Source organism: Microbacterium gawkjiense, assembly GCF_031932225.1.
Lineage (GTDB): Bacteria > Actinomycetota > Actinomycetes > Actinomycetales > Microbacteriaceae > Microbacterium > Microbacterium gawkjiense.
The window spans coordinates 646,363-668,188 of sequence record NZ_JAUZVV010000001.1; the positions used below are offsets into that span (position 1 = coordinate 646,363).

Consider the following 21,826-nt stretch of genomic DNA (forward strand, 5'->3'; position numbering starts at 1 on the left):
CGTCAGCGGGGGCCGGGTCTGACCGACAGGTCGGTGATGACGGCGTCGCGCGGCAGGTCGAGGGCGGTGAGCACGGCGGTGACGACGGATGCCGGCTGGATCCAGGCATCCGCGTCGTAGTCCTTCGCCTCCTGCGCGTGGACCTGGGCCTGCATCGGCGTCGCGGTGCGACCCGGGTAGACCGTCGTGACGCGGACGCCGTGGGCGGCCTCTTCGCCGCGCAGCGCATCGGCGAGCGCCTTGAGCCCGTGCTTCGACGCGGCGTACGCGGCCCACTGCGGGTGGGCGGTGAGGCCGGCACCGGAGTTCACGAACAGCACCTGTCCCCGCGCGGCGCGCACGCGCGGCAGCAGCAGGCGCGTGAGTTCGGCGGGCGAGACGAGGTTGACCGCGAGCTGGTCCTGCCACGAGTCGACCGTGAGGTCCTCGACGTGCCCGAGGTCGACGATCCCCGCCGCGTGCACGACCGCGTCGATCCCATCGGGAAGATCGGATGCCGCAACGGCCGCGGCGAGCGATGCGGGCTGCGCGAGGTCGGCGACGATCATCGCGGCCCCGGGGTGCTCGGCCGCGAGATCGTCCGCCCGGTCGGCGTCGCGCGCCACGAGGACGAGGCGGTCGCCCCGCTCGGTCAGGCGCTCGGCGAGGAGCTGCCCGATGCCCGATCCGGCACCGGTGAGGACGATGGTGTGCGGCATCCCCTCATCCTGTCATCGGATGTTCCCGAGGAGATGCGGCTTCCCGAGGACCGATCGGGTCGAAAACCTCCTCGGCAACCGTCATCTCCTCGCGAACCGACACGGCGAACCGACGCGACGCCGCCTCAGTCGCCCAGCAGCGCGCGCCGGGCCATGCCGGCCAGGATGCCGCCCGCCCGGTCTGCGCTCGGCGCGGCCGAGTGCGGGGTCGAGTTCAGCAGGCCGAAGGCGGCGAGCAGCCGCGTCTCGCGCTCGGCGTCGGCGAGGTCGGGGCGGAGCGCCGCGAACGGCCTGTCCCACTCCCGCACGTACTCGCGCTGCAGCCGCCGCACCTGCTGGTTGACGTCCGCCGGCAGGTTGGCGAGCTCCCGGTCCTGCACCCGGATGACGTCCGCGTCGCTCGTGGCGAACTCGAGGTGGAACGCGATGAGCGCCTCGAACACCTGCCGCGGGTCCCCGCCCGAGGCCGTCAGCGCGCGCCCACCCTCGAGCAGCCGCTCGCTCGCGTCGAGCAGCAGGTCGCAGAGCAGCGCCTCCTTGCTCGCGAAGTGCCGATACAGCGCCGGACCGCTCATGCCGACGGCGTCGCCGAGGTCGGCGGTCGAGACGGCGGCGAAGCCGCGCTCGGCGAACAGCCGCGCGGCCGACGCCATCAGCTCGGCCCGCCGGTTCGCCTTCTGCGTCGCCCGCCAGGTCGTCATCGCGACAGGGTCCGCCGCGCCTGTCTCAGCACGGGCTCGTCGATCATCCGTCCGCGGAACCGGAACACCCCGGGCTGCCGCGTCGCCTCGTCGAGCACCGCCTCGGCCCACTCGACCTCGTCCGGGCTCGCCGCGTAGGCACGGCGGATGACCTCGACCTGGGACGGATGGATGGAGGCGGTCGCCGCGAACCCCGAGGCCGCGGCATCCCGCGCCTCGTCCTCGAGCCCGGCGGTGTCGGCGATGTCGAGGTGCACGGCGTCGATCGCGTCGACCCCCGCCGCCGCGGCGGCGATGAGCACCCGCGAGCGCGCGTACCGTGCGACGTCGCGGTAGCGCCCGTCGTCGAAGCGGCTCGAGCGTCCGCCGATGCCGGCGACGAGGTCCTCAGCGCCCCACATGAGTGCGTCGACGAGCGGATGCCGCGCCAGCGCGCCCGCGTTCTCGACCCCGCGCGGCGTCTCGCAGAGCGCGATCACCCGGTACCCGTCGAGGGCGTCGACCTCGGCCGTCTCCTCGGCCTTCGCGAGCATCAGCCGACGGAACGGCGTGCCCTGCAGAGCCGCGAGGTCGCGCGCGAGTTCGGGAGTGGATGCCGGGTTCACCCGCACGATCACGCGATCGGCGTCGACGTCCGCCGCCGCGAGCGCCGTCCGCGCGGCCGTTTTGCCCTCCGGCGCGACGGCGTCCTCGAGGTCGAGGATCACGGTGTCGGCGGCGGCGAGCGCCTTCGCGTACCGCTCGGGACGGTCGGCGGGGCAGAACAGGAGCGCGGGGCCGAGGGTCATGCCGCGGCCTCCGGCGACATCCGCATGAGCGTCGAACGTCGCGCGGTCGCGACGACCTGGTCGTGCTGGTTGCGCATCGTGTGCACGAACTCGACGATCCCCTGCCCGGGTCGCGACGTCGACGCGCGCTTCGACGCGACGACGGTCTCAGCGTAGAGCGTGTCGCCGTGCCGCACGGGGGCGGGGAAGGTGACCTCCGAGAAGCCGAGGTTCGCGACGATCGTCCCCTGCGTGAGCTGCGCGACCGACAGGCCGACGAGCGTCGACAGGGTGAACATGCTGTTGACCAGCCGCTCGCCGAACTCGGTCTGCTCGGCCCATGCGGCATCCAGGTGCAACGACTGCGTGTTCATCGTCAGCGTGGTGAACAGCACGTTGTCGGCCTCGGTCACGGTGCGGCCGGGGCTGTGTACGTAGACGGCGCCCTCCTCGAGCTCCTCGAAGTACAGCCCGCGCTGCACGATGCGCCGGGGCACGTCCTCACTCATGGGTTCTCCTCCTGCGTCGGGATCACGACGGCGAGCGTCTGCCCGCGGCCCACGCTGTCGCCCGTCGCGACCCGCAGCGCCACCGTACCGGCGACCTCGGCCCGGACGACATGCTCCATCTTCATCGCCTCGACGACGACCACGGCGTCACCGGCCGACACCACCGCGCCGTCGGCGACCGACGTCATCACGACGACGCCCGGCATGGGCGAGACGAGCTCGGGCACGGCCGACGCATCCGCGTCGCGGCGGTGGTCGAGGCTCACCCGGCGCACCTCGCGCGCGCGTCCGCCGCGCGAGAGCCACAGGGCGTCGCCCTGGACGGCCGCGACGACCGTGGCGCTGCGATCGCCGACCTGCACCGCGAACCGGTCGCCGAGGTCCCGGACGGACGCCGCGACCTCCGTCCCGCCGACGATCACCCGGTCGCCGACGAGCTCGACCGCGCGCTCCTCGCCGCCGGCCGCCAGCCGGTACCGCCGCGGCGCGGGTGGACCCAGACGCCACCCGTCCGCCCGGTGCCACGGATCGTCCCCGCGGGGGACGGCGGCGTCGAGCAGCAGCGCCGCCTCGACGAACACGTCGTCCGGATCGCCCGTCGCGACGAGCCCGTCGAGCTCGCGGGCGATGAGCCCCGTGTCGAGTTCGCCCGCCGCCACCGCCGGCAGCTCGAGCAGCGCGCGCAGGAACGAGAGGTTCGTCTCGAACCCGAGCACCGCGGTGTCGCCGAGGGCGGCGACGAGCCGGCGTCGCGCCTCGTCGCGGGTCCGGCCCGTGGCGATGACCTTCGCGAGCATGGGGTCGTAGTCGACCGACACGTCGAGCCCGTCGGCGAGGGCGCTGTCGACCCGGATGCCGGGGCCCACCGGGTGCACGACCCGCACGACGCGTCCGCCGGTCGGCAGGAAGCCCGCCGCGGGATCCTCCGCGTACACCCGCGCCTCGATGCTGTGCCCCGTGAGCACGACGTCGTCCTGCCCGAACCCGAGCGGCTCCCCCGCGGCGATCCGCAGCTGCGCCGCGACGAGGTCGATGCCGGTGACCTCCTCGGTGACGGGGTGCTCGACCTGCAGGCGGGTGTTCATCTCCATGAAGAAGAACTCGTCGGGGCGGTCCGCCGCCACGATGAACTCGACCGTCCCCGCACCTCGGTAGTCGACGCTCCGCGCGGTCTCGCACGCCGCCCGCCCGATGCGCGCGCGGGTCGCCTCGTCGAGCAGCGGCGACGGCGCCTCTTCGATGACCTTCTGGTGCCGACGCTGCAGCGAGCACTCCCGCTCGCCCAGGTGCACGACGTTGCCGTGCGCATCGGCGAGCACCTGCACCTCGATGTGCCGCGGGGTGTCGACGTAGCGCTCGAGGAACAGGGTGTCGTCGCCGAAGCTCGCGCCCGCTTCACGGCGGGCGGCGGCGAGCGCGGCCGGCAGGGCCGCGGCATCCGTCACGACGTGCATCCCCTTGCCCCCGCCGCCCGCGGACGGCTTGATGAGCAGCGGATAGCCGACCTCGGGCGCCGCGGCGATGAGCTCGTCGTCGGACATGCCTGCACGGGCGACCCCGGGCACCGTCGGAACGCCGCGCGCCTCGACGGCGTGCTTGGCGGCGATCTTGTCGCCCATCGTGCGGATCGCGTCGGCGCTCGGCCCGATGAAGACGATCCCGGCCCGCTCGCACGCCGCCGCGAAGGCGGTGTTCTCGGACAGGAACCCGTAACCGGGGTGAATCGCCTCCGCCCCCGTCGCTCGGGCCGCGGCGATCACCGCGTCGATGTCGAGGTAGCTCTGCGCGGCGGGCGCGGGACCGAGGCGCACGGCTTCGTCGGCGAGCGCGACGTGGCGGGCACCGGCATCCGCATCGCTGTAGACGGCGACCGAGCGGATGCCGAGCTCCCGCAGTGTGCGGATGACGCGGCAGGCGATCTCGCCGCGATTGGCGACCAGGACGGTGGAGAACATGCGCATCACATCCGGAAGACGCCGTAGCCCGGCGCGTCGAAGGGCGCCCGCAGGCAGACGTCCAGGGCGAGGCCGAGGGCGTCGCGCGTCTCGGCGGGGGCGAGGATGCCGTCGTCCCAGAGGCGCGCCGTCGAGTAGTACGGGCTGCCCTGCACCTCGTACTGCGCACGGATCGGCGCCTGGAACGCCGCCTCGTCGTCCGTCGACCACTCCTCACCGCGCGCTTCGATCTGCTCGCGGCGGACGGTGGAGAGGACGGATGCCGCCTGCGGACCGCCCATGACCGACACCCGCGCCCCGGGCCACAGCCACAGGAACCGCGGCGAATACGCCCGCCCGCACATCGAGTAGGTGCCGGCGCCGAACGAGCCGCCGACGACGACCGTGAGCTTCGGCACCGAAGCGCACGCGACCGCGTTCACCATCTTCGCGCCGTGCTTGGCGATACCGCCCGACTCGTACTCGCGCCCGACCATGAAGCCCGTGATGTTCTGCAGGAAGACGAGCGGGATGCCGCGCTGGTCGCACAGCTCGATGAAGTGCGCGCCCTTCAGCGCCGACTCCCCGAACAGCACGCCGTTGTTCGCGAGCACGCCCACCCGGTGACCGTGCAGGCGCGCGAAGCCGGTCACGAGCGTCTCGCCGTACTCGCGTTTGAACTCGTGCCACGAGCCGCCGTCGACGATCCGGTCGACGATCTCGCGGGCGTCGTAGGGCGTCGTGAGTTCGACGGGGACGACGTCCGCGAGCGTGGCCGGATCGGCCGCGGGTGGGGTGACCGGCTCGGGCTGCTCGCGCAGGGGTGCCGGGGCGGGGAGGGTCGCGACGATGTCGCGGACGATCTGCAGCGCGTGCTCGTCATTCTCGGCGAGGTGGTCGGTGACGCCCGAGACCTTCGTGTGCAGGTCGCCGCCGCCGAGGTCCTCGGCCGAGACCACCTCGCCGGTCGCCGCCTTCACGAGCGGCGGTCCGCCGAGGAAGATCGTCCCCTGGTTGCGCACGATGACGGTCTCGTCGCTCATCGCGGGCACGTACGCGCCGCCGGCGGTCGACGAGCCGAGCACGGCGGCGATCTGGGGGATGCCGTCGCGCGACATCCGGGCCTGGTTGTAGAAGATGCGCCCGAAGTGGTCGCGGTCGGGGAAGACCTCGTCCTGCATCGGCAGGAACGCGCCGCCCGAGTCGACGAGATAGATGCACGGCAGCCGGTTCTCGGCCGCGATCTCCTGCGCGCGCAGGTGCTTCTTGACGGTGATCGGGTAGTAGGTGCCGCCCTTCACCGTCGCGTCGTTCGCGACGACCATGACGTGGCGACCGTGGACGAGCCCCACCCCCGCGACGACACCACCGGCGGGACACTCGTCGTCGTACAGGTCGAGCCCCGCGAGCGCCCCGACCTCGAGGAACGGGCTGCCCGGATCGAGCAGCGTGTCGACGCGGTCGCGGGCGAGGAGTTTGCCGCGCGCCGTGTGGCGCTCCCGGGCCCGCTCGGGGCCACCGCGCGCGGCGTCCGCGCGGCGACGCTCGAGCTCGGCGATCAGGTCGGGATACGTGGGGGCTGTCATCGTCGACGGCACCTCCGAAGAGAATGCTTCAGTTAACGTTCGCTAACCGAAGGAACGATAACACCGCGATCGCCGCTTCGGAAGGGTCAGGCCTCGAGGATCGCCCGCAGCGACTCGAGGTCGGCCTCGATGGCCGCGGCATCCTCCGCGAACTCCGCGTCGGTCACCCCGTCGCGGCGGTAGAGCGTGAAGACGACCTCGCTGCCGTCGTCGTTGCGCAGGACGCGCATCGGATTGTGGACGACGGTGCCGTCCGGCAGGGTGACGTCGTGATCGAGGATGCCCGCCTCGACCGGCCCCGGGAACGCGACCCCGATGTCGCCCATCGGCGAGTCGGCGAGCCAGCGTCCGCCCTCGTGACGGATGCCGGTGCTCAGCCCCGCCGCCCAGCGCGGCAGGTTCGCGGGGTCGCCGGCGAAGGCGATCACCTCGCTCGGTGGCCGCCCGATCGGGCGGGAGAGATGGAGCGCGGGCCAGGTCATGCCGGGAGGCTACCGCGGAGCGGAGACACCCGCACCGGGAGCGACGAGGATGGAGGGATGACGACGTTCGACGACCCCGTGCTGCAGGCGATGGCGATGCGGCGGTCGCTCGCGAAGGTCGGGCCGGGCGCGCCCACCGACGACCACCTGCGCGACCTGCTCGCCGCCGTCACCCCCGTCGCCGACCACAAGGCGCTGCGACCCTGGCGTCTCATCACCCTCCGCGGCGACGACCGCGCACGCCTGGGCGAGGCGCTCGACGCCGCCGCCGGAGTGGAACGCGAACCGGGCGACCGCAACGGCAAGCCCTTCCGCGCCGACCTCCTCATCGCGGTCGTCGCGAGCCCGAAGCCGCACCCCGCCGTCCCCGTCTGGGAGCAGCAGGCGACCGCCGCCGGAGCGGCTCACCTCCTCGAGCTCGCGCTGTGGCGGGCGGGGTGGGGTGTCATGTGGCGGACGGGGCTGCTCGTGAACTCCCCCGAGGTCCGCGCGCTGCACGGTCTCGCCGACGACGAGCTGCTCATGGGGTGGCTCTACGTCGGCAGCATCGACCCCGACCTGCGCGCCCGGATCGACGAAGCGCCGAGGAAACCGCTCGATCCCGAGCCGTTCCTCGGCGCTCTGCCGCGCTGACGTGCGACGTCAGCCGCGACGCATCGTCGCGGTGACGGGGCAGTCGAACGGGTCGCGCGCGGCCAGACCCACCCGGTTGAGGTAATCGATGACGATCGCGTACGACCGGCCGAGGCTCGTCTCGGTGTACGGCACGCCCAGGGTCGCGCAGTGCTCGCGGACGATCTCCCGCGCCCTCGAGAGGTGGGGGCGGGGCATGTTCGGGAAGAGGTGGTGCTCGACCTGGTAGTTCAGGCCGCCCATCAGCCAGGTCGCCCACCAGCCGCCGCGGATGTTGCGCGACGTGCGCACCTGCTTGCTGAAGAAGTCGAGCTTGGCGTCGGCCGCGATGACCGGCATCCCCTTGTGGTTCGGCGCGAAGGACGCTCCCATGTAGACGCCGAACACGGCGAGCTGCACGCCGATGAAGGCGAACGCCATTCCGAGCGGCAGCAGCAGGAAGACCGGGACAGCGACGACGGCCAGCCGCACGATGATCATGCCGATCTCGAGCCAGCGCGCCTTGACGTCCTTCTCGGTGAAGAGGTACTTCAGGCCCAGATGATGCAGGTTGAGCCCCTCCAGGGTCAGGAGCGGGAAGAAGAGCCACCCCTGCCGCTTCGTGATGGCGCGGCGGATCCCGCGGGCCGATGCGGCATCGGCATCGAGGAACGAGATCGTGTCGATCTCGATGTCGGGGTCCTTGCCGACGCGGTTCGGGTTCGCGTGATGACGCGTGTGCTTGCCGGTCCACCACGCGTAGCTGATCCCGACGACCCCGGCGGCGAGGATGCGTGCGAGGCGGTCGTTGGCGGGGCCCGAGGTCAAGATCTGACGATGCGCCGCCTCGTGGGCGAGGAACGCGACCTGCGTGAAGATGATGCCGAGAGCGCCGGCCATCAACAGCTGGTACCAGGTGTCGCCGAGCAGGATGAAGCCGGTGACCGCGCCGCCGAAGGCGAGCAGCAGGGCGACGCCGACGGCGAGGTAGAAGATCGGCGTCCGGCGCAGCAGCCCGGTCTCGCGGACGATGCGCGAGACGTCGGTGAACGCCTTCGCCATGGGAGGGAACTGATCGGTTCCGGCGTACGTCTGACGGACGGGACCGAGACGCGAGTCGGCGACGGATGAAGCGATGGGGCACCTGCTTGGAATCGGGTGTCCGCTGCGGGCGGAGACGAAAGCAACAGACGGATGCCGATCGCTGAGGGCCACGTTACGGCGAGGTTCATCGCCGGCGCGGAATGCAGTGACGTTCCCCACGGGACTGCCAGGCCCCGCCCAGACTCGGGGGTCAGCTCTCCCCCGAGCGCGCGGACGCGATCTCGGGGAAGGTGCGCACCGGCACGATGACGACGTCGTGCATCTTCCAGTCCAGTCCACGGCACTCGGCCTGCGCCTGCTCGATCTCCGCGAGCCGCGGCATCCGCCCCTTCCGCGGCCGGACGAAGGCCTCGACGTGGAAGAACTGACCCTGATCGCGGGTGCGGGTGCGTACCTCGTCGACCCAGCGCAGCGACGACAGGTGGTCATGGATCCGGTCGATGTCGGGATGCGGCTTCGCGTCGTCGAAGGTGGTCGCCCGTGTGTCCATGAGGTCGGTGATCGCGCCCTTCGTGTTCTTCACGCCGTCCCAGAGGATGCTGCCCGAGATGAAGATCGCCGCCGCCGCATCCGCCCACCAGATCCCGAGACCGATGCCACCGACCCCGACGATCGAGCCGACCGCCGTCATCCAGTCCGCTTTGTTCATGTCGGCGTCGGCATAGAGCACCTTGTTGTGCAGCTGCCGAGCGAGCCGCATCTTGACCCGCCCGAACCAGATGGGGAGCGGGATCGTCGCCGCCATGACGGCCATCATGAACCAGCCGAGCCACACGGACTGGCCGAACACCTCGACCGAGCCGATGGGCGGGCGCTCGCCGCGGACGAGGGTCAGCGCGGAGTCGACCAGGAGGAACGATCCCATGGCGAACAACGCCACTCCGGCCACGAGGTGGGCGACCCCGACCGAGCGGAAGTAGCCGTAGGGGTAGCGCGGGTTCGCGGCGCGCGCCATCACCCGCACGGCGACGAGGAAGGCGAGGGGCGGGGCGAGCGAGAGCATGTCCTCGACCCACGCGGCGCGCATCGCCTGCGAACTGCCGGTCACGACGCCGACGACGGGGATCGCGACGGCGAGGAAGGCGATCGTCGCCCACTCCATGCGCACAGCGCTGCGCAGTGCGCGTCGACCGTCGTCGTCCAGGCCGTCCCGGAGCGCGTCGCGCCTCATCCGCGGGCCTCCTCGCGGAGGAACACCTCGAGCTCCATCAGGAACCCGTTCTCGCCCGCTCGCGTCAGCATGACATGTTTCTCGACCTCGCCCGAGGGACTCGTCGTCTCGCGATACACATCCGTGACTGCCGCGTCATCCTTCCACGGCGTCGCGTCGGTGAGTCCGCCCACGACGACATCGAGGCTCCCGGCGTGGAGCGCGTCGACGAGGACCTCTTCGGTGCCCGCGCGCCACTCGACGGCGGCGCCGTGCCGCGCCGCGAACCGCTCGAGGAGCGCGACCTCGCTTCCGGATGCCCGGCCGTCGCCGGTTGAGGTCCACGGCGGGTTCTCGGTCACCCCCGCCCGCAGCACGCCGCTCTCGGCCACACGATCCAGCGTGCCGTCGGTGTCCGCGGGTCGGACCCCGCAGCCTGCGAGCCCCAGGGCGACGATGAGGGATGCGGCGACGGCCGCCTGCGCTCGACGTGACATCCGAACCTCCTCTGCGTCACCCTAGAGAGGCGCCGGAACCGCCCTCACCGGGGTTGACAGCCGTGCGGTCGACGGCACCGCGGCGGGAGGTCAGCCGACCGGCTGCTCGGCAATCGCCGACGACGACGAGCGCCCGTTGACGTCGAGGTAGAGCTGACGCTCGGTCACGGACACCGTCACGGCGTTGCGTCGCTCGAGAGCCGACGCCGCATCCTCGACGAAGTCCTTCTCGAAGCTGTAGAGCGGGATGTCGGCGCCGCGATGGATGGTCTTGCCCGCCCACGCCTGGGCCAGGCGATTCGGCTCGCGGTGCGTGTACACGGCCACGCGGCCGGCCGCCTTGCTGCCGGTGTGGAGTCGCGCGGCATCCGGAGCCCCCACCTCGATCCACGCCGTCAGGCGTCCCGTCGCGTCGCGGACGAGGACGGCCGGTTCATCCGTCGCGGCGATGCCCTCGCTGAACGCGATGCCCTCCTCGTATTCGAGGGAGTACGCGAGCACACGCAGGAGGACGTTCGCCGCCGTCTCGGACGGGTGCCGCGCGAGGCGGAGCGAGAGTTCCTCGTAGACGCCGCGGTCGACGTCGGCGAGCTGCACGGTGAAGGTGTGCATCGTGGATCCGATGGCCATCCGACGAGCCTAGGCCGGGATGCCCCGCGACGCGGTCACGGGACATAATGGTCGCATCCCGACCGGCGATCCAGAGCGAGGAGCCACGCGCATGCCGTTCCACAGCCAGGAGATGCTCGAGCAGTGGCTCGAGGAGTTCGCCGCGCTGGGTTACTCGATCAGCGAGCGTGTGAAGGTCATTCCCCAGGACGGCGCCGACGGCCGCGACACGGGCCTCATCGCCCTCAACCTGCTCGACTCGATGACCCTGACCTATCTCCAGCCCGAGCCGCTGGGGTCCATCCACTGGGGCATCACGTTCGAGGCGCGCGAGACCGACCTGAAGATGAATGCCGGGCGCACCCTCGAGCTGTCCGCCGAGCTCGCGATGGTGTCCATCCTCTGCACGTTCCTGCAGACGAAGTCGCTCGCAGAGGTCGAGGTCGAAGCCGGCTCGGTCGATCCCGAAGCGCTCGGTCTCTGATGGACGAGAGCCTGCAGTCCGAGCTCCGCGCGCTGCAGGCACGGGCCTACGGCCCGGGCGACGGCCTGGCCGGCGACGCCGCCGCGCGCCGGCGGCTGGAAGAGCTCGAAGGCCGTGCGCGGCGGGAGCGGGATCACCCGCCCGTCGTCGACCAAGTGCCCGCATCCGTTCGTGCAGCGACGCCGCACCCCGAGGTTCCCCCGCTGCCGCCGGTCTCCCCCGCGGACGCCGCGCGCGCTTTCGTGGCGACCCCGCGCAAGGCAGAGCGCGCAGCCGACGAACGTCGGCGTCGTCGCCTGAGGGGTCTCGCCTGGGTCGGGTCGCTCGCGATGGCGGCGACCCTGGCGGTCGGAGTGACGGCGGCCGTGACGAGCCGTCCGGTGTGGACGGCGGCATCCGTCCCGCCCGGGACCGACATACGGCACGTCGCGACCCTGATGGAGGATCAGGACCGCGGATGGCCGGACGGATACCTCGGCGGCACCGCCGACGGCGTCGTGTTCGAGTCGATCGGCGAGATCACCCCCGTCGTCGGATCCATGCCGACCGGTACGGGTGTGACCCGGTGCATGCAGTTGCTCCCACCCCAGGCGTGGGAGCCCGCGGGCGAGGAAGGCAGCATCTGGGGCGGATACGGCGGATGCAGCGTCGAGCCGTTCTCCGTCACCGCCACCTTCGTCGTCGGGCCCGAGGCGCCGTCGGCGCTGCGGGAGAGGTTCGCCGAGGGGACGCGCCTGCAGTTCGTGGCCGGCGACGGTGTCATCGAGGTGTTCTCCGCGGACGCGCCGACGGCCGAGGCGACGAACTGACCGCCTCGGCCGTCCGACGTCGTCAGGCCGCCTGGTAGGTGAGGCAGTCTGCGGACTCGGCTCCGGGTCCGACGCGGACAGCGGATGCCGTGCACTCGAGCGACGAGTTGAAGACGCACTCCGAGCGCTGACAGGCGCCGACGTGGCTGACGACCTTGTCGAGTCCGCCCTTCGTGCCGAGGGGGATGAAGGTCGCGCACTCGGCGTCGCCGGGGGCGCCGCCGATCGTCACCGCCGCGGCGTGGCAGTGCGAGTGGTCGTTGTAGGAGCAGCCGAGGGCGTTGCACTCGGACACGCGGGGCAGGTCGTCGAGGGTCATGCTCATGGAAGCCTCCAGGGTCGTGGTGGTTCGAGGGTATTCCGCGACCCCCGGAGGTTGGACAGCCTTAGTCGCGAGAAATCTGCCCGATCAGTCGCCTTTTCGAAGTTAGGTGAGCCTCGCCTCTCGGGGTCGTGACTCGCGTGGCCCGCGAGGCCTATCACAGGCTGTCGATTTCCACATCGGGCACCGCCGGCAAGCGCGGAACTGGTAGATTCCCTGCATTCCGCAGCGTGCGGAAAGCCCGGATCGGACCCGAATCCCGACACGGGCGACGAGGAACATCGGCGCGAGGCGGCCGGCGCGAGAAAGCGGAGTGCTCGTCCCGACGGAGGGAGAAGGGTACGCATGGCTCTCGCTGCATTGTCCGCCGACCTTCCGCCCGCCCTCCCGCTGTGGCCTCAACTCGCGCTCAGCCACGTCGAGACGGCGCTCTCGGAGCCGGACCGACCGCTACGCCTGGTCGTGATCGGTCCCGCGGGCTCCGACAAGTCGCCGCTGCTCGCGCAGATCGCCGATCGCCTCCCCACCCTCCCCCACACGCGGATCATCGACGACGGCCATCTCCTCTCCGACGACGAGGCGCACGCGCTGAACACCTCGCTCGACGACCCGCGCGCCGGGCTCGTCCTCGCCTGTCGGCCGTGGCCGTGGACGCCGACCCTGACGGCGCTGATCCGACGGATCGAGCAGTCGCACCCCGCCCTCGCCCTCGGTCAGGTGGACACCGAGGACGTCCTCCGCGCGCTGTCCGCAGCCGGACGCTCGATCGACACCGGCTGCGTCGGCGCGATCGTGCAGATGGCGGCATCCGTCACCTGGCTCGTGAAGGAGGCGCTCGCCGCGCACGGCGACGGCTTCTGCCACGACCCCTCCCACGAACGGGTCGCCCGCGCCGTCGGCGAAGTCATCGCCCTGCGGCTGGACACCCTCGACCGCGAGACAGCGCGCATCGTGCGTCTGGCCAGCCTCGCAGGCGACGACCTGCCCCCCATCATCGACGGGGCGGCCACGGAGTCGCTCGCCCGCGGCCACGCCGAGGGACTGTTGCTGCGCGGCGGGCGCCCCGTGCCGATCGTCCGGACGACCGTCGCCCGGATGACCCCGGTCGCCGAGCTCATCGACCTGCTCGACACCGCCCCGCTCTCGCCCCTCGACCCCGAGATCGCCACCTCTCTCGGTGGCCATCTGGACCCGCGATTGGCTCTCGCCCTTCGCTGCCAGGCCGACGAGGCGGCCGGCTACGATCCGCTGCGCGCCACGGAGCTCTACGACGCCGCGCTCGCGGCCGGCGACGACGCGCCGCTCATCGCGATCCGCAAGGCTCGGATGGCCTGGCATCGCGGGGATGTCGACGAGGCCGCATCCCTCGTCGACACCATCGTCCGGGGGGCCACCGGGGACGAGGGCGACGAGGCCCTGCGCATCCTCGGCTCGGCGTGGAGCGCCCGCGGTCTGCTCCGCGCCAGCGCCGCGACCTACCGCGCCCAACCGACCACGGACTTCGTCCTGCGTGCGCAGGGGGCGCTCTCGGCCTTCGGCACCGGCGACGCGAGGCCGATGCACGACACGCTCGGCATCGTCGACAGCGGAGTGAGCGGCATCCCGACCACCCTCCACGTCGCCTACGTGAAGCTGCTGCGGGGGCTCGCGGCATCCCTCGCCGCCGCGACGGGCACCGCCTTCAACGAGCTCATCCGGGCCAGCGCGACGTACGGCGATTCGAACGAGCACGGGCCTGTGCCCGAGCTGCCCGCCGTCATCGCGGCGATCGGCGCGATCAACATCGGCGAGCTCGATACGGCCGGCAACCTCCTCGCCGATGCGCTGATGGAGGAGCACGGCGGCCCCTGGGCCCGCTCGCGACTGCTTCTGTGGGCCGCGTGGGTCGCGGTGCACCGGCAGCATCCGGAGGAATCCGCGGCGCGACTCGCCGACGTCGACGCCTCGGCCCTGCCGTTGAGCAGCCGCGAAGTGCTGGTCCGCGACTCGGTCATGCTCGCGCACGTGCGGCGCTACGGGTCGCTCGACGAACTGCGTGCGCTGTGGGAGCGGGTGCGGGACGACGTCCGCCATGTCGAACCCGACCTCTACCTGCTGCACCCGCTGCGCGAGTTCATCGAGACCGCCCCGCTGTTCGACGACTCGGAGCGCGTCCTGCCCGCGATCGAGGCGCTGACGGACATCCTGCGCGGTCTCGGCGACCCGTCGATGTGGTCGACGCCGTTCCACTGGTCGACCTACCATCGGGCGCTGCTCGCACGGGATGCGCACGGACAGGCGCATGCTGCGCGCGCGCTGTCGGCCGCGGCACGCGGCTCCCGTCTCGCCGCCACCCTGTCGGTGGCGGTCGGCGAGTGGTCGCGCAGCCGCGTCGACGACGGCGACATCGATCGCATCGAGCAGATCGCCTCGCGCCTGGCCGAGGTGGGGCTCGCCTGGGAGGGCGCACGGTTGGCGATCTCGCTCTCCGAGCGTTCCCGCGATCGCCGCGCCGGCACTCGCCTCGGCACCTTCGCCCGCGCTCTGCACCCGAACGCCGGACCGGGGGTCTCGGGCAACGACGTGGCCCTCGGCGACAGCGGGCTGTTGAGCGCCCGGGAGCGCGAGGTCGCCGGCCTGGTGCTCAGCGGCATGACGTATGCCGAGATCGGCGAGGCGATCTTCATCTCACCTCGGACGGCCGAGCACCACATCGCGCGCATTCGCCGCCGACTGGGCGCGACCTCGCGCACCGACCTCATCGCCAAGCTGCAGGCGATCGTCGGCACCGACGACGGCGCCACCGACGCGGGCGGCAGCCGCTGACGAGGACCGCTCGAGAAGAGCGGACCCCCTCCGGCCAGTTCAGTGGGGACTGCGGCGGGAGAGGGTCCGCGAAACCATCCAGGTCGCCGGAGACGCGCAAGTTTGGGGACAGTACGCGTCGAGACCGCTTGGGGAACGGTTCGGCAACCGATGGGGGATGGCTCTCACATGCTAGAGGAAAGCGCACCGCCGGAACAGGCATGACGCCGGATCTTGAGGTGAACGACGTGGATCAGGCGTCCGGACAACCGATCCGACCCGAGCGCACATCGACGGGAGCGAGGAGCGGCGTGTGCAGAAGCCGTGGCTCCGCGCCGTCCGTCTTCACGTCGGGACCGGCCACGAATCGGAAGGTCAGCACGTCGGATCCTCCCGGCGACAGCTCGACCCGTTGGGTGACCGAGAGACGACCGTCGTCCTGCGCATCGACGGATGCGACGGGCGCGCCGTCGAGCGTCACACCGCCGGCGAACCAGCCGCGCGGCGTCACCACCGTCACCGTGGGCGCGATGTTTCCCGCCTTCACGCCGTAGGCCCCGCCGCCGGTGACGCTGAGGGGCAGCGACGACGCATCCGCCGCCGCCAGGGTGTTCCCCAGGTCGACCGCCACCTCGACCTCCCGCAAGCCGTCGGCGCGACAGACACCCGAGCGGGTCTCCAGCCCGACGGTCAGGTAGGGCGTGAGCTTGCCTCCGGTGGCATCGTTGAAGTACACGGCGAACGCATCCGGACCGGCCGCGTCGAGGCGGGCGAGCGGACCGGCGAACGCCGTGCCGGCGAGAACCGCCTGCTGCTCCGCGTCGCGGCTCCAGATCGAGATGCGCCCCTCCTCGACGACGCCGGCGAGCGCGGTGACCAGCGTCAGCGGGCGTGCGCGCTCGGTCAACGCCGCGAAGACGGCCCCCGCGGCATCCGCGAAGTACCGGCTCTGCGCGTCCTGATCGAGGGTGCGGTACGGCTCGACGAGCAGTCGGTCGATCGCGTTCGACTGATCGAGCGCACCCGATCGCGTCTCGACGGGGCCGACCGCCTTCAGGATCGCTGCGAGGACGACGGGGTCCATCGACACCACGACATCCGGGGCCGACCCGCCCGACCTCTGCCACCACGCGGCGGCGAGGTTCGCCGTGACACCGAAGTCCGCGGTCATCGACGTGTTCTGCACGTACCGACCGATGCCGTCCCCGAGCGCTCGGACCTCGGCGGCAGGCACGGTGCCGAGCGGCTTGTCGGACGGCGAGAAGTCCGACGAGTCGCGCTGGGCTTCGAGCGAGAGCACGCCGTCCCTCGCCCGGAGCTCGAGGAACGTCCCGGTGATGCCGCCGCCGGTACGCAGCTCGGCGGTGTTCTGGAGGACGATGAGGATGCGACGGTCGCCGTCGGCCCCGAGCATCGCCGGGACCAGCTCGGCAGCCTGCGCGGCTCCGTCCATCGCCGTCCGGAGATCGTCGACGGCATCGGTCACGCGCTCGACGCCGTCGGCGAGCCGGGGGATCAGGGCGGTACGGTCGATGCCCGCCAGATCGCGCGCGATGTCGTCCTGCGTGGCGGCCGCCCGACTCAGCGCCGGGGCGGCCTCGCGCAGGGCGTGGACCGCAGCGGGGGCGTCGGCATCCGTCAGTCGCCGCGCCGTCTCGAACATCGTCGGGGCGACCTCCTCGCCCACTCGGACGATCGCGGTCGCCGCGCGACGCGCCGCCGAGAGATTCGCACCCACCCCCGGGATCGCCTCGGCGGCGGACCAGACCGGATCGTCGGGGATCGCCGGCGCGATCTCGGCGACGAGTCGGGATGCCGCGCGTTCAGCTCCGTCGATGTCGCCCTCGGCGACGGCCGTCGTGGCGACGGCGGCATCCTCCGTCGCAGCCGTCAGGGCCTGCTGCAGGTCCCAGGCGGATCGCCCGACATGGACGACGGCGACCACGGTGCCGAGGAGGAGGAGAGCGCCGGCGACCCAGAGGAGTCGACGGCGCCTCGTCACGACTCGACCCGGCGGCGGCGAGCGATCAGGAAGAGCCCTCCGGCGACGGCGGCGGCGCCACCGACGGCGGCCGCGATGGGCCACTGCCCGCCCGTGAATGCCAGGGTTCCGGGAGTGCCGTTCGAGGCGACCCCCGTCGGCGTGGCGCATGTGTCGGAGTAGCCCGGGTAGGCCAGCGGCACGGCGATGCTCTCATCGCCGACGCGCAGCTGGGCGGTCACGGCCCCCGTGGTCCACGCCGCTGCGTCGTCGCGCGGGGTCCACTGATCGCCGGAGCGCACCCAGCCGGGGAGGGCCTCGACGGTGCCGTCGCCGTCGACCTCGACGCCCGGCCAGAGCACGGTGCCGTGCCCTTCACCGGCGTCGTCCACCGTGAGCGGCACCGAGAGCTGGTGACCGTCCCCGGAGATGACGAGCTCGGCGGACGGCGCCGACGCGGTACGTGCAGCCGCCGATGCATCCACACGGACGATCGAGTAGTCGATCGCCGGTGCCTGGTGGACGCACAGCGACTGCACGACCGACCCGTTCAGTCCCGACTCGTCGGGAGTGTTCGGGACGTACGACCCGTCGGCCGCGAATGCCGGTGCCGAGCCGGCACCGACGATGACGGCGCCCACGATCGCGGCGCGCCAAAGTTCCCCCCACATGTCTGCCTCCCCAAAGGCGACGAGGCGGCGCCTCGGATGGGCGCTCGCTCGTTGTTCAGCCGTCACGTTACCGCCGATGCCGCCGGCGGACCTCCCGTGTTCTGCCCCGCAACCCCCTAATCCCCCTCCCTACTTGTCCCCCATCTGGGGGACAAGAGATTAGGTTCGTCCCCCTATTGGTGGACACCGTCGTCACCTGTAGCGTCTCCGATATCGCCGCCGCAGAGGCTTTGGGGAGTCGACACGGCACATGGCGGCAGCAGAAGGAGTGGGGGCGAGCTTGGGGGCCGTACCCATATCTGCCTGGGCTCTTCGTACGTCTTCGTTCGCGCATCGAACTCGTGCGAAGAGCCCTTACTCCGCACACCGTATGGGGCGGTGGGCGGGGTTCTCTGGGGGAAGAGAAGGAGGGTGCGCCGAGGGGTCGGTGCATCGAGCGGTGTCGCTGGGGGGCGGCGCCGCACACGGGGAATCGCGGATCGGATCCGCACATCGGGGGACGCGAGCCACACTTGCGTCGATGTTTTTCGGGGGATGGAACGTTCATGGGGACAGAACGGAACAGGGGTGCGCGTCTGCGTGACGCGCTCGTCGATCCGACGAGACCATCGGTGCGCGAGGCACTCCGGGGCCCGCGTGATCGCCGCCGGAGCCGTGGCCGCACCACGGTCTCCGGCGGCATCACCCCGACCGCCAGGGCGGTCCGCTGATGCACCTGCGCCTCGTCGCGCTCACGCCGCACTCCGCAGCTGTCGCTGAGCGCCGCACCCCGTCGCCGGCATCGCCTGTCGCCTCGTACCCTGCTGAGGGTCTGCGCGAGCGCTCGACGCCCGGCGGTCTGACGCCCGGCGCCCTCCTGGAGCATGCCGACGCGGAACACTGGCGCGTCGCCGTCGTCGGCGGCTCAGCCGCCCAGCGCGAGGAGCTCCACCGGCGCATGGTCGCCGACCGACCCGGCGTGGCCCTCATCGGCCACTGGACGCCGGTGCACCCCGCGATCCGATCGCGGGAGACCTCCCTCGACATCGCCGAACAGATCCGGAACGCCGAGGCCGACCTCGTGGTCGTCTGCCTGCAGACGCACCGGCAGACGGACTGGATCGGCACCTACGGCGAACTGACGGGCGCACGCGCCCTGATCGCTGTGGACGCACTCGGCGATCTTCTGACCGATCGAGTCCCGCGCATCCTCGCCGACGGCGCGCGCGGACGACTCGACAAGATGTGGCGGCTCGCGCTCGAGCCGAAGCGATGGGCGAAGCGGTACCTCGTCGAGGGACCCCCGGCCTCTCAGGCCGTCCGCCGATCCTCGGCTCCTCATGATGCATGAACCGTCACCCGCACGCGGGCACGGCCGGACCTCCCCCCCGTCCGTCCGTGCCCGCCTGGTGGATCAGCCGGCGCGGCCCGAGCGCCGGCTCTTCCACGACCGCTCTGCCGCCTGAGCGCGCCACGGACCGCCAGCCCGCGACGCACCGCGGCGCCCGGCGCTGAGCGGGATGCCCCAGCTCGGCGACCGCAGCGCGCAGCGCCTCGCTCAGCGACGGCAGCGCCTCGCTCAGCGACCCGAGCGCGTCACCGTCTGCGCGTTCGCGAGCGCGGGTGCGCCCGGGTCGCGCAGGATCGCCACGATCTGATCCTGTTGCGCGGCCGTGAGCGTGCGCGAGACGGGCAGGGCGAGCGTGCGATCGGCGAACCGCTCCGACCCGGGAAGCCCGTCGGGAGGTGTCAGCGCACGGTACGGCGCGTGGCGGTGGATCGCCGAGCCGCCCCGTCGCACGGCGATGCCGGCGGCGGCGAGCGCGGCGAGCAGTCCGTCGCGGTCGACCCGATACGCGTCCTCGACCTCGACCCAGAACGATCCGACGTTGCCCGTTCCCCACGCGGGGTCCGCCGCGAGACGCAGCCCCCGCACGCCCCGGAGGCCGTCGCGGTACCGGTCGGCGATCTGCCGACGGCGGCGCACGATCTCGGGCAGGCGACCGAGCTGGACGATCCCCACGGCGGCCTGCAGGTCGGTCAGGCGCGAATCCCCACCCACCTCCCGGTACTCCTCCGCGGGCGGCACCGAGCCGGGACGCGGATCGGCGGACGGGGTGATCATGCCGTGCTCGCGCAGCCGCCGCGCCCGCGCCGCCCAGGCCGCGTGCGTCGTGGTGAGCATGCCGCCGTCACCCGTCGTCAGGATCGCGCGGCCGTCGAACGACCAGGTGGCGATCTCGGCCGCGGCACCGACGGGGCGGCCGAGACAGGTCGAGCCCACACCGCCGGCGGTGTCCTCGATGACGACGATCCCGAGCGGGTCCGTGACGTCGCGGATGCTCTGGAGGTCGACGGGAGAGCCCCCGTGGTCCGCGATGATGACCGCGGTCGTCGTCGGGGTGAGGGCACGCTCGACCGTGGCAGCGGTCGCGGTCCCGGTGACCGGATCGACGTCGGCGAACACCGGTGTCGCCCCCACCGAGCGCACGGCGTTCGCGGTGGCGATGAATGCCAACGACGGGACGACGACGTCCTCGCCGGGCCGCACCCCTGCGACGAGCAGGGCGAGATGCAGGGCGTCGGTGCCGTTAGCGGTCGCAACGGCGTAGTTCGCGTCGACGAGACCGGCGAAGTCCTGCTCGAAGCGCGCCACCCTCGGGCCCTGCCCCACCCAGCCGCTCGCGATGACCTCGGCGACCGCGTTCAGCTCGGCCTGGCCCAGCCAGGGGGCGTCGACGCCGATCTCCCACTCAGCCATGGTGGGCCCGCCCGTGGCGGCGCGACCGGCTCATGCCGCCACCACGGCAGAGGAGCGGGCGTGCGGGATCGGATGCGGCGCACCGAAGGCCGCCAGGCTGCCCGCGGCGGCGTCGAGGATCGACAGCACCCGGAGCCCGGACGCGCCACTCGTGCGCGAGGCGCGCTTCTCACGGATCGCGGCGGCGAACTCGCTCACGACGAGCGTGAGCGCCTCCCGCTCCTCGAGCGCCGGCGCGCGGGTCGCGCCCGCCCGGTACGGGATGCTGACCTCCCGTCGCTCCTTCGCGGTCGCGCGCGAGATCGATGCGACGTCCGCGCCGCGGTCGTACATGGTGAGCCGCTGCTGCGTGTTCAGGTCGTCCCACACCAGGGTGTGGCGGGTGCCCCCGATCACCATGCGGCGCGTACGGGTAGGGCTCAGCCAGTTGACGTGCACGTGCGCCATCGCCCCGCCCGCGAGCGGCATCGCGAGGTGGCCGATGCACGACTTGCCGGTGTTCAACGGGTCGGATCCGTGCGCCGACACCGAGGTCGCCCGCAGGCCACCCGGCAGCACGAAGTCCATGATCGACAGGTCGTGCGGAGCGAGGTCGCGGAAGACGTCCACGTCGGGCTGCACGAGACCGAAGTTGATGCGCACGCTGTCGATGAACAGGATGTCGCCGAGCTCGCCGCTCGCGATCAGCTCACGCATCTTCATCACCGCGGGCGTGTAGCAGGACGTGTGGTCGGCCATCAGCACGAGGCCGCGTTCGGATGCCCGCCCGACCATCTCCTCGCCGCGCTGCTGGGTGTCGGCGAGCGGCTTCTCGACCAGCACGTGCTTGCCGGCCTCGAGCGCGGCCATCGCGATCTCGTGATGGGTCGATGCGGGCGTCGCGATCGCGATGGCGTCGATCTGCGGGTCGGCCAGCACGGAATCGAGCTCGGGGACGACCCGGGCACCCCCGACGGCGTCCGCGGCGCGGCGCGCGCGGTCGATGTCGAGGTCGCAGATGGCGGCGAGGCTCCATTCACGGCTGGCACGCAGCGTGCGCGCCAGGGTCGGCCCCCAATATCCCGCGCCGATCACGGCGACATTCAGTCGTCTCTTCACTTCGTCCCCCGGATTCCCCCCACGGATCACGCTCCCCACGAGCGCCCCCCGACGGCTGTCGCCGTCCACCGGTGGGGGCGATCGCCGCCGCACCGGTGTCGTCTCGCGGCGACCCTCCGAGGGCCGTCCGCGACGTCATGTGCCCGCACTGCGGTCGCCGAGCGGGCGCAGAGCTGCGGAAGTGTTTCGGAGCGCGCCGTCAATCGGATGGCGACGCGCGGCGCTCGCAGGACCGGGGCGGCGTACGGCGTCCGGACGGCCGTGGCGAGGCGCGGTCGCGCGGCGGTC

General features: G+C 72.1%; 21 protein-coding genes. 5 read left to right on the forward strand and 16 right to left on the reverse strand.

What is annotated here, in order from left to right; translation table 11 throughout:
* Positions 1-2 precede the first annotated feature (2 nt).
* The 7 genes from Q9S71_RS03160 to Q9S71_RS03190 all read right to left on the reverse strand — a co-directional run bounded on the left by Q9S71_RS03160 (position 3) and on the right by Q9S71_RS03190 (position 6,677).
* Positions 3-698: an SDR family oxidoreductase gene (locus Q9S71_RS03160; RefSeq protein ID WP_311860457.1), complete on the reverse strand. Its 696-nt coding sequence runs from the start codon at positions 696-698 to the stop codon at positions 3-5.
* A 125-nt stretch (positions 699-823) separates the two neighbouring features.
* Entirely contained in the window at positions 824-1,399 is a 576-nt protein-coding gene (locus Q9S71_RS03165; RefSeq protein WP_311860458.1) for a TetR/AcrR family transcriptional regulator, read from the reverse strand.
* Complete coding sequence (locus Q9S71_RS03170) at positions 1,396-2,187, reverse strand: HpcH/HpaI aldolase/citrate lyase family protein (RefSeq protein ID WP_311860459.1); 792 nt, start codon at positions 2,185-2,187, stop codon at positions 1,396-1,398. Before Q9S71_RS03170 ends, Q9S71_RS03165 begins: the two co-directional genes overlap by 4 nt.
* Positions 2,184-2,675: a MaoC family dehydratase gene (locus tag Q9S71_RS03175; protein WP_311860460.1), complete on the reverse strand. Its 492-nt coding sequence runs from the start codon at positions 2,673-2,675 to the stop codon at positions 2,184-2,186. Before Q9S71_RS03175 ends, Q9S71_RS03170 begins: the two co-directional genes overlap by 4 nt.
* Positions 2,672-4,636 carry an acetyl-CoA carboxylase biotin carboxylase subunit gene (locus Q9S71_RS03180; RefSeq protein ID WP_311860461.1) on the reverse strand — a complete coding sequence of 655 codons (1,965 nt, stop codon included), beginning with the start codon at positions 4,634-4,636 and terminating at the stop codon, positions 2,672-2,674. The genes Q9S71_RS03175 and Q9S71_RS03180 overlap by 4 nt, the downstream gene beginning before the upstream one ends.
* Complete coding sequence (locus tag Q9S71_RS03185) at positions 4,636-6,195, reverse strand: carboxyl transferase domain-containing protein (protein ID WP_311860462.1); 1,560 nt, start codon at positions 6,193-6,195, stop codon at positions 4,636-4,638. The genes Q9S71_RS03180 and Q9S71_RS03185 overlap by 1 nt, the downstream gene beginning before the upstream one ends.
* 86 nt (positions 6,196-6,281) lie before the next feature.
* Positions 6,282-6,677 carry an SRPBCC family protein gene (locus tag Q9S71_RS03190; protein ID WP_217529656.1) on the reverse strand — a complete coding sequence of 132 codons (396 nt, stop codon included), beginning with the start codon at positions 6,675-6,677 and terminating at the stop codon, positions 6,282-6,284.
* A 57-nt stretch (positions 6,678-6,734) separates the two neighbouring features.
* On the opposite strand from Q9S71_RS03190, the gene Q9S71_RS03195 reads away from it, so the two are divergent.
* Positions 6,735-7,310: a nitroreductase family protein gene (locus tag Q9S71_RS03195; RefSeq protein ID WP_311860463.1), complete on the forward strand. Its 576-nt coding sequence runs from the start codon at positions 6,735-6,737 to the stop codon at positions 7,308-7,310.
* 9 nt (positions 7,311-7,319) lie between these two features.
* Here Q9S71_RS03195 and Q9S71_RS03200 read toward each other — a convergent pair whose 3' ends face one another.
* The 4 genes from Q9S71_RS03200 to Q9S71_RS03215 all read right to left on the reverse strand — a co-directional run bounded on the left by Q9S71_RS03200 (position 7,320) and on the right by Q9S71_RS03215 (position 10,670).
* A complete protein-coding gene (locus tag Q9S71_RS03200; protein WP_422880346.1) occupies positions 7,320-8,426 on the reverse strand; it encodes a fatty acid desaturase family protein in 1,107 nt (368 codons plus the stop codon).
* A 157-nt stretch (positions 8,427-8,583) separates the two neighbouring features.
* Entirely contained in the window at positions 8,584-9,564 is a 981-nt protein-coding gene (locus tag Q9S71_RS03205; RefSeq protein ID WP_311860464.1) for a cation efflux transmembrane domain-containing protein, read from the reverse strand.
* Complete coding sequence (locus Q9S71_RS03210; protein ID WP_311860465.1) at positions 9,561-10,040, reverse strand: transporter substrate-binding domain-containing protein; 480 nt, start codon at positions 10,038-10,040, stop codon at positions 9,561-9,563. The genes Q9S71_RS03205 and Q9S71_RS03210 overlap by 4 nt, the downstream gene beginning before the upstream one ends.
* 90 nt (positions 10,041-10,130) lie before the next feature.
* Positions 10,131-10,670, reverse strand: coding sequence for a YaeQ family protein (locus Q9S71_RS03215; protein ID WP_311860466.1), 540 nt, complete (start codon positions 10,668-10,670; stop codon positions 10,131-10,133).
* Between the two features lie 91 nt (positions 10,671-10,761).
* Between Q9S71_RS03215 and Q9S71_RS03220 the strand changes: the two genes are divergently transcribed.
* Entirely contained in the window at positions 10,762-11,133 is a 372-nt protein-coding gene (locus tag Q9S71_RS03220) for a hypothetical protein (protein WP_311860467.1), read from the forward strand.
* A complete protein-coding gene (locus Q9S71_RS03225; RefSeq protein ID WP_311860468.1) occupies positions 11,133-11,942 on the forward strand; it encodes a hypothetical protein in 810 nt (269 codons plus the stop codon). Before Q9S71_RS03220 ends, Q9S71_RS03225 begins: the two co-directional genes overlap by 1 nt.
* A 22-nt stretch (positions 11,943-11,964) precedes the next feature.
* On the opposite strand, the gene Q9S71_RS03230 is transcribed toward Q9S71_RS03225, so the two are convergent.
* Positions 11,965-12,267 (reverse strand): DUF1540 domain-containing protein, encoded by a 303-nt coding sequence (locus tag Q9S71_RS03230; protein ID WP_064003688.1) that lies wholly within the window; start codon positions 12,265-12,267, stop codon positions 11,965-11,967.
* 342 nt (positions 12,268-12,609) lie between these two features.
* On the opposite strand from Q9S71_RS03230, the gene Q9S71_RS03235 reads away from it, so the two are divergent.
* Positions 12,610-15,069, forward strand: a complete 2,460-nt coding sequence (locus Q9S71_RS03235; RefSeq protein ID WP_311860469.1) for a helix-turn-helix transcriptional regulator — start codon at positions 12,610-12,612, stop codon at positions 15,067-15,069.
* Between the two features lie 232 nt (positions 15,070-15,301).
* On the opposite strand, the gene Q9S71_RS03240 is transcribed toward Q9S71_RS03235, so the two are convergent.
* Positions 15,302-17,050 carry a DUF4012 domain-containing protein gene (locus tag Q9S71_RS03240; protein WP_311860470.1) on the reverse strand — a complete coding sequence of 583 codons (1,749 nt, stop codon included), beginning with the start codon at positions 17,048-17,050 and terminating at the stop codon, positions 15,302-15,304.
* Positions 17,047-17,700: an LPXTG cell wall anchor domain-containing protein gene (locus Q9S71_RS03245; RefSeq protein WP_311860472.1), complete on the reverse strand. Its 654-nt coding sequence runs from the start codon at positions 17,698-17,700 to the stop codon at positions 17,047-17,049. The genes Q9S71_RS03240 and Q9S71_RS03245 overlap by 4 nt, the downstream gene beginning before the upstream one ends.
* Positions 17,701-18,409: 709 nt before the next feature.
* Between Q9S71_RS03245 and Q9S71_RS03250 the strand changes: the two genes are divergently transcribed.
* Positions 18,410-19,030, forward strand: coding sequence for a WecB/TagA/CpsF family glycosyltransferase (locus tag Q9S71_RS03250; protein WP_311860473.1), 621 nt, complete (start codon positions 18,410-18,412; stop codon positions 19,028-19,030).
* A 228-nt stretch (positions 19,031-19,258) separates the two neighbouring features.
* Here the strand turns inward: Q9S71_RS03250 and Q9S71_RS03255 are convergent, their stop codons facing one another.
* Positions 19,259-20,440: a DegT/DnrJ/EryC1/StrS family aminotransferase gene (locus Q9S71_RS03255; protein ID WP_311860474.1), complete on the reverse strand. Its 1,182-nt coding sequence runs from the start codon at positions 20,438-20,440 to the stop codon at positions 19,259-19,261.
* Positions 20,441-20,470: 30 nt separating this feature from the next.
* Positions 20,471-21,538: a Gfo/Idh/MocA family protein gene (locus Q9S71_RS03260; RefSeq protein WP_311860475.1), complete on the reverse strand. Its 1,068-nt coding sequence runs from the start codon at positions 21,536-21,538 to the stop codon at positions 20,471-20,473.
* Positions 21,539-21,826: the final 288 nt, after the last annotated feature.

What these genes read in the sequence shown, in the direction of transcription:
- Q9S71_RS03160 (WP_311860457.1), bottom strand. Translation starts at nt 698, where the DNA reads ATGCCGCACACCATCGTCCTCACCGGTGCCGGATCGGGCATCGGGCAG.
- Q9S71_RS03165 (WP_311860458.1), bottom strand. Translation starts at nt 1,399, where the DNA reads ATGACGACCTGGCGGGCGACGCAGAAGGCGAACCGGCGGGCCGAGCTG.
- Q9S71_RS03170 (WP_311860459.1), bottom strand. Translation starts at nt 2,187, where the DNA reads ATGACCCTCGGCCCCGCGCTCCTGTTCTGCCCCGCCGACCGTCCCGAG.
- Q9S71_RS03175 (WP_311860460.1), bottom strand. Translation starts at nt 2,675, where the DNA reads ATGAGTGAGGACGTGCCCCGGCGCATCGTGCAGCGCGGGCTGTACTTC.
- Q9S71_RS03180 (WP_311860461.1), bottom strand. Translation starts at nt 4,636, where the DNA reads ATGCGCATGTTCTCCACCGTCCTGGTCGCCAATCGCGGCGAGATCGCC.
- Q9S71_RS03185 (WP_311860462.1), bottom strand. Translation starts at nt 6,195, where the DNA reads ATGACAGCCCCCACGTATCCCGACCTGATCGCCGAGCTCGAGCGTCGC.
- Q9S71_RS03190 (WP_217529656.1), bottom strand. Translation starts at nt 6,677, where the DNA reads ATGACCTGGCCCGCGCTCCATCTCTCCCGCCCGATCGGGCGGCCACCG.
- Q9S71_RS03195 (WP_311860463.1), top strand. Translation starts at nt 6,735, where the DNA reads ATGACGACGTTCGACGACCCCGTGCTGCAGGCGATGGCGATGCGGCGG.
- Q9S71_RS03205 (WP_311860464.1), bottom strand. Translation starts at nt 9,564, where the DNA reads ATGAGGCGCGACGCGCTCCGGGACGGCCTGGACGACGACGGTCGACGC.
- Q9S71_RS03210 (WP_311860465.1), bottom strand. Translation starts at nt 10,040, where the DNA reads ATGTCACGTCGAGCGCAGGCGGCCGTCGCCGCATCCCTCATCGTCGCC.
- Q9S71_RS03215 (WP_311860466.1), bottom strand. Translation starts at nt 10,670, where the DNA reads ATGGCCATCGGATCCACGATGCACACCTTCACCGTGCAGCTCGCCGAC.
- Q9S71_RS03220 (WP_311860467.1), top strand. Translation starts at nt 10,762, where the DNA reads ATGCCGTTCCACAGCCAGGAGATGCTCGAGCAGTGGCTCGAGGAGTTC.
- Q9S71_RS03225 (WP_311860468.1), top strand. Translation starts at nt 11,133, where the DNA reads ATGGACGAGAGCCTGCAGTCCGAGCTCCGCGCGCTGCAGGCACGGGCC.
- Q9S71_RS03230 (WP_064003688.1), bottom strand. Translation starts at nt 12,267, where the DNA reads ATGAGCATGACCCTCGACGACCTGCCCCGCGTGTCCGAGTGCAACGCC.
- Q9S71_RS03235 (WP_311860469.1), top strand. Translation starts at nt 12,610, where the DNA reads ATGGCTCTCGCTGCATTGTCCGCCGACCTTCCGCCCGCCCTCCCGCTG.
- Q9S71_RS03245 (WP_311860472.1), bottom strand. Translation starts at nt 17,700, where the DNA reads ATGTGGGGGGAACTTTGGCGCGCCGCGATCGTGGGCGCCGTCATCGTC.
- Q9S71_RS03250 (WP_311860473.1), top strand. Translation starts at nt 18,410, where the DNA reads ATGCACCTGCGCCTCGTCGCGCTCACGCCGCACTCCGCAGCTGTCGCT.
- Q9S71_RS03255 (WP_311860474.1), bottom strand. Translation starts at nt 20,440, where the DNA reads ATGGCTGAGTGGGAGATCGGCGTCGACGCCCCCTGGCTGGGCCAGGCC.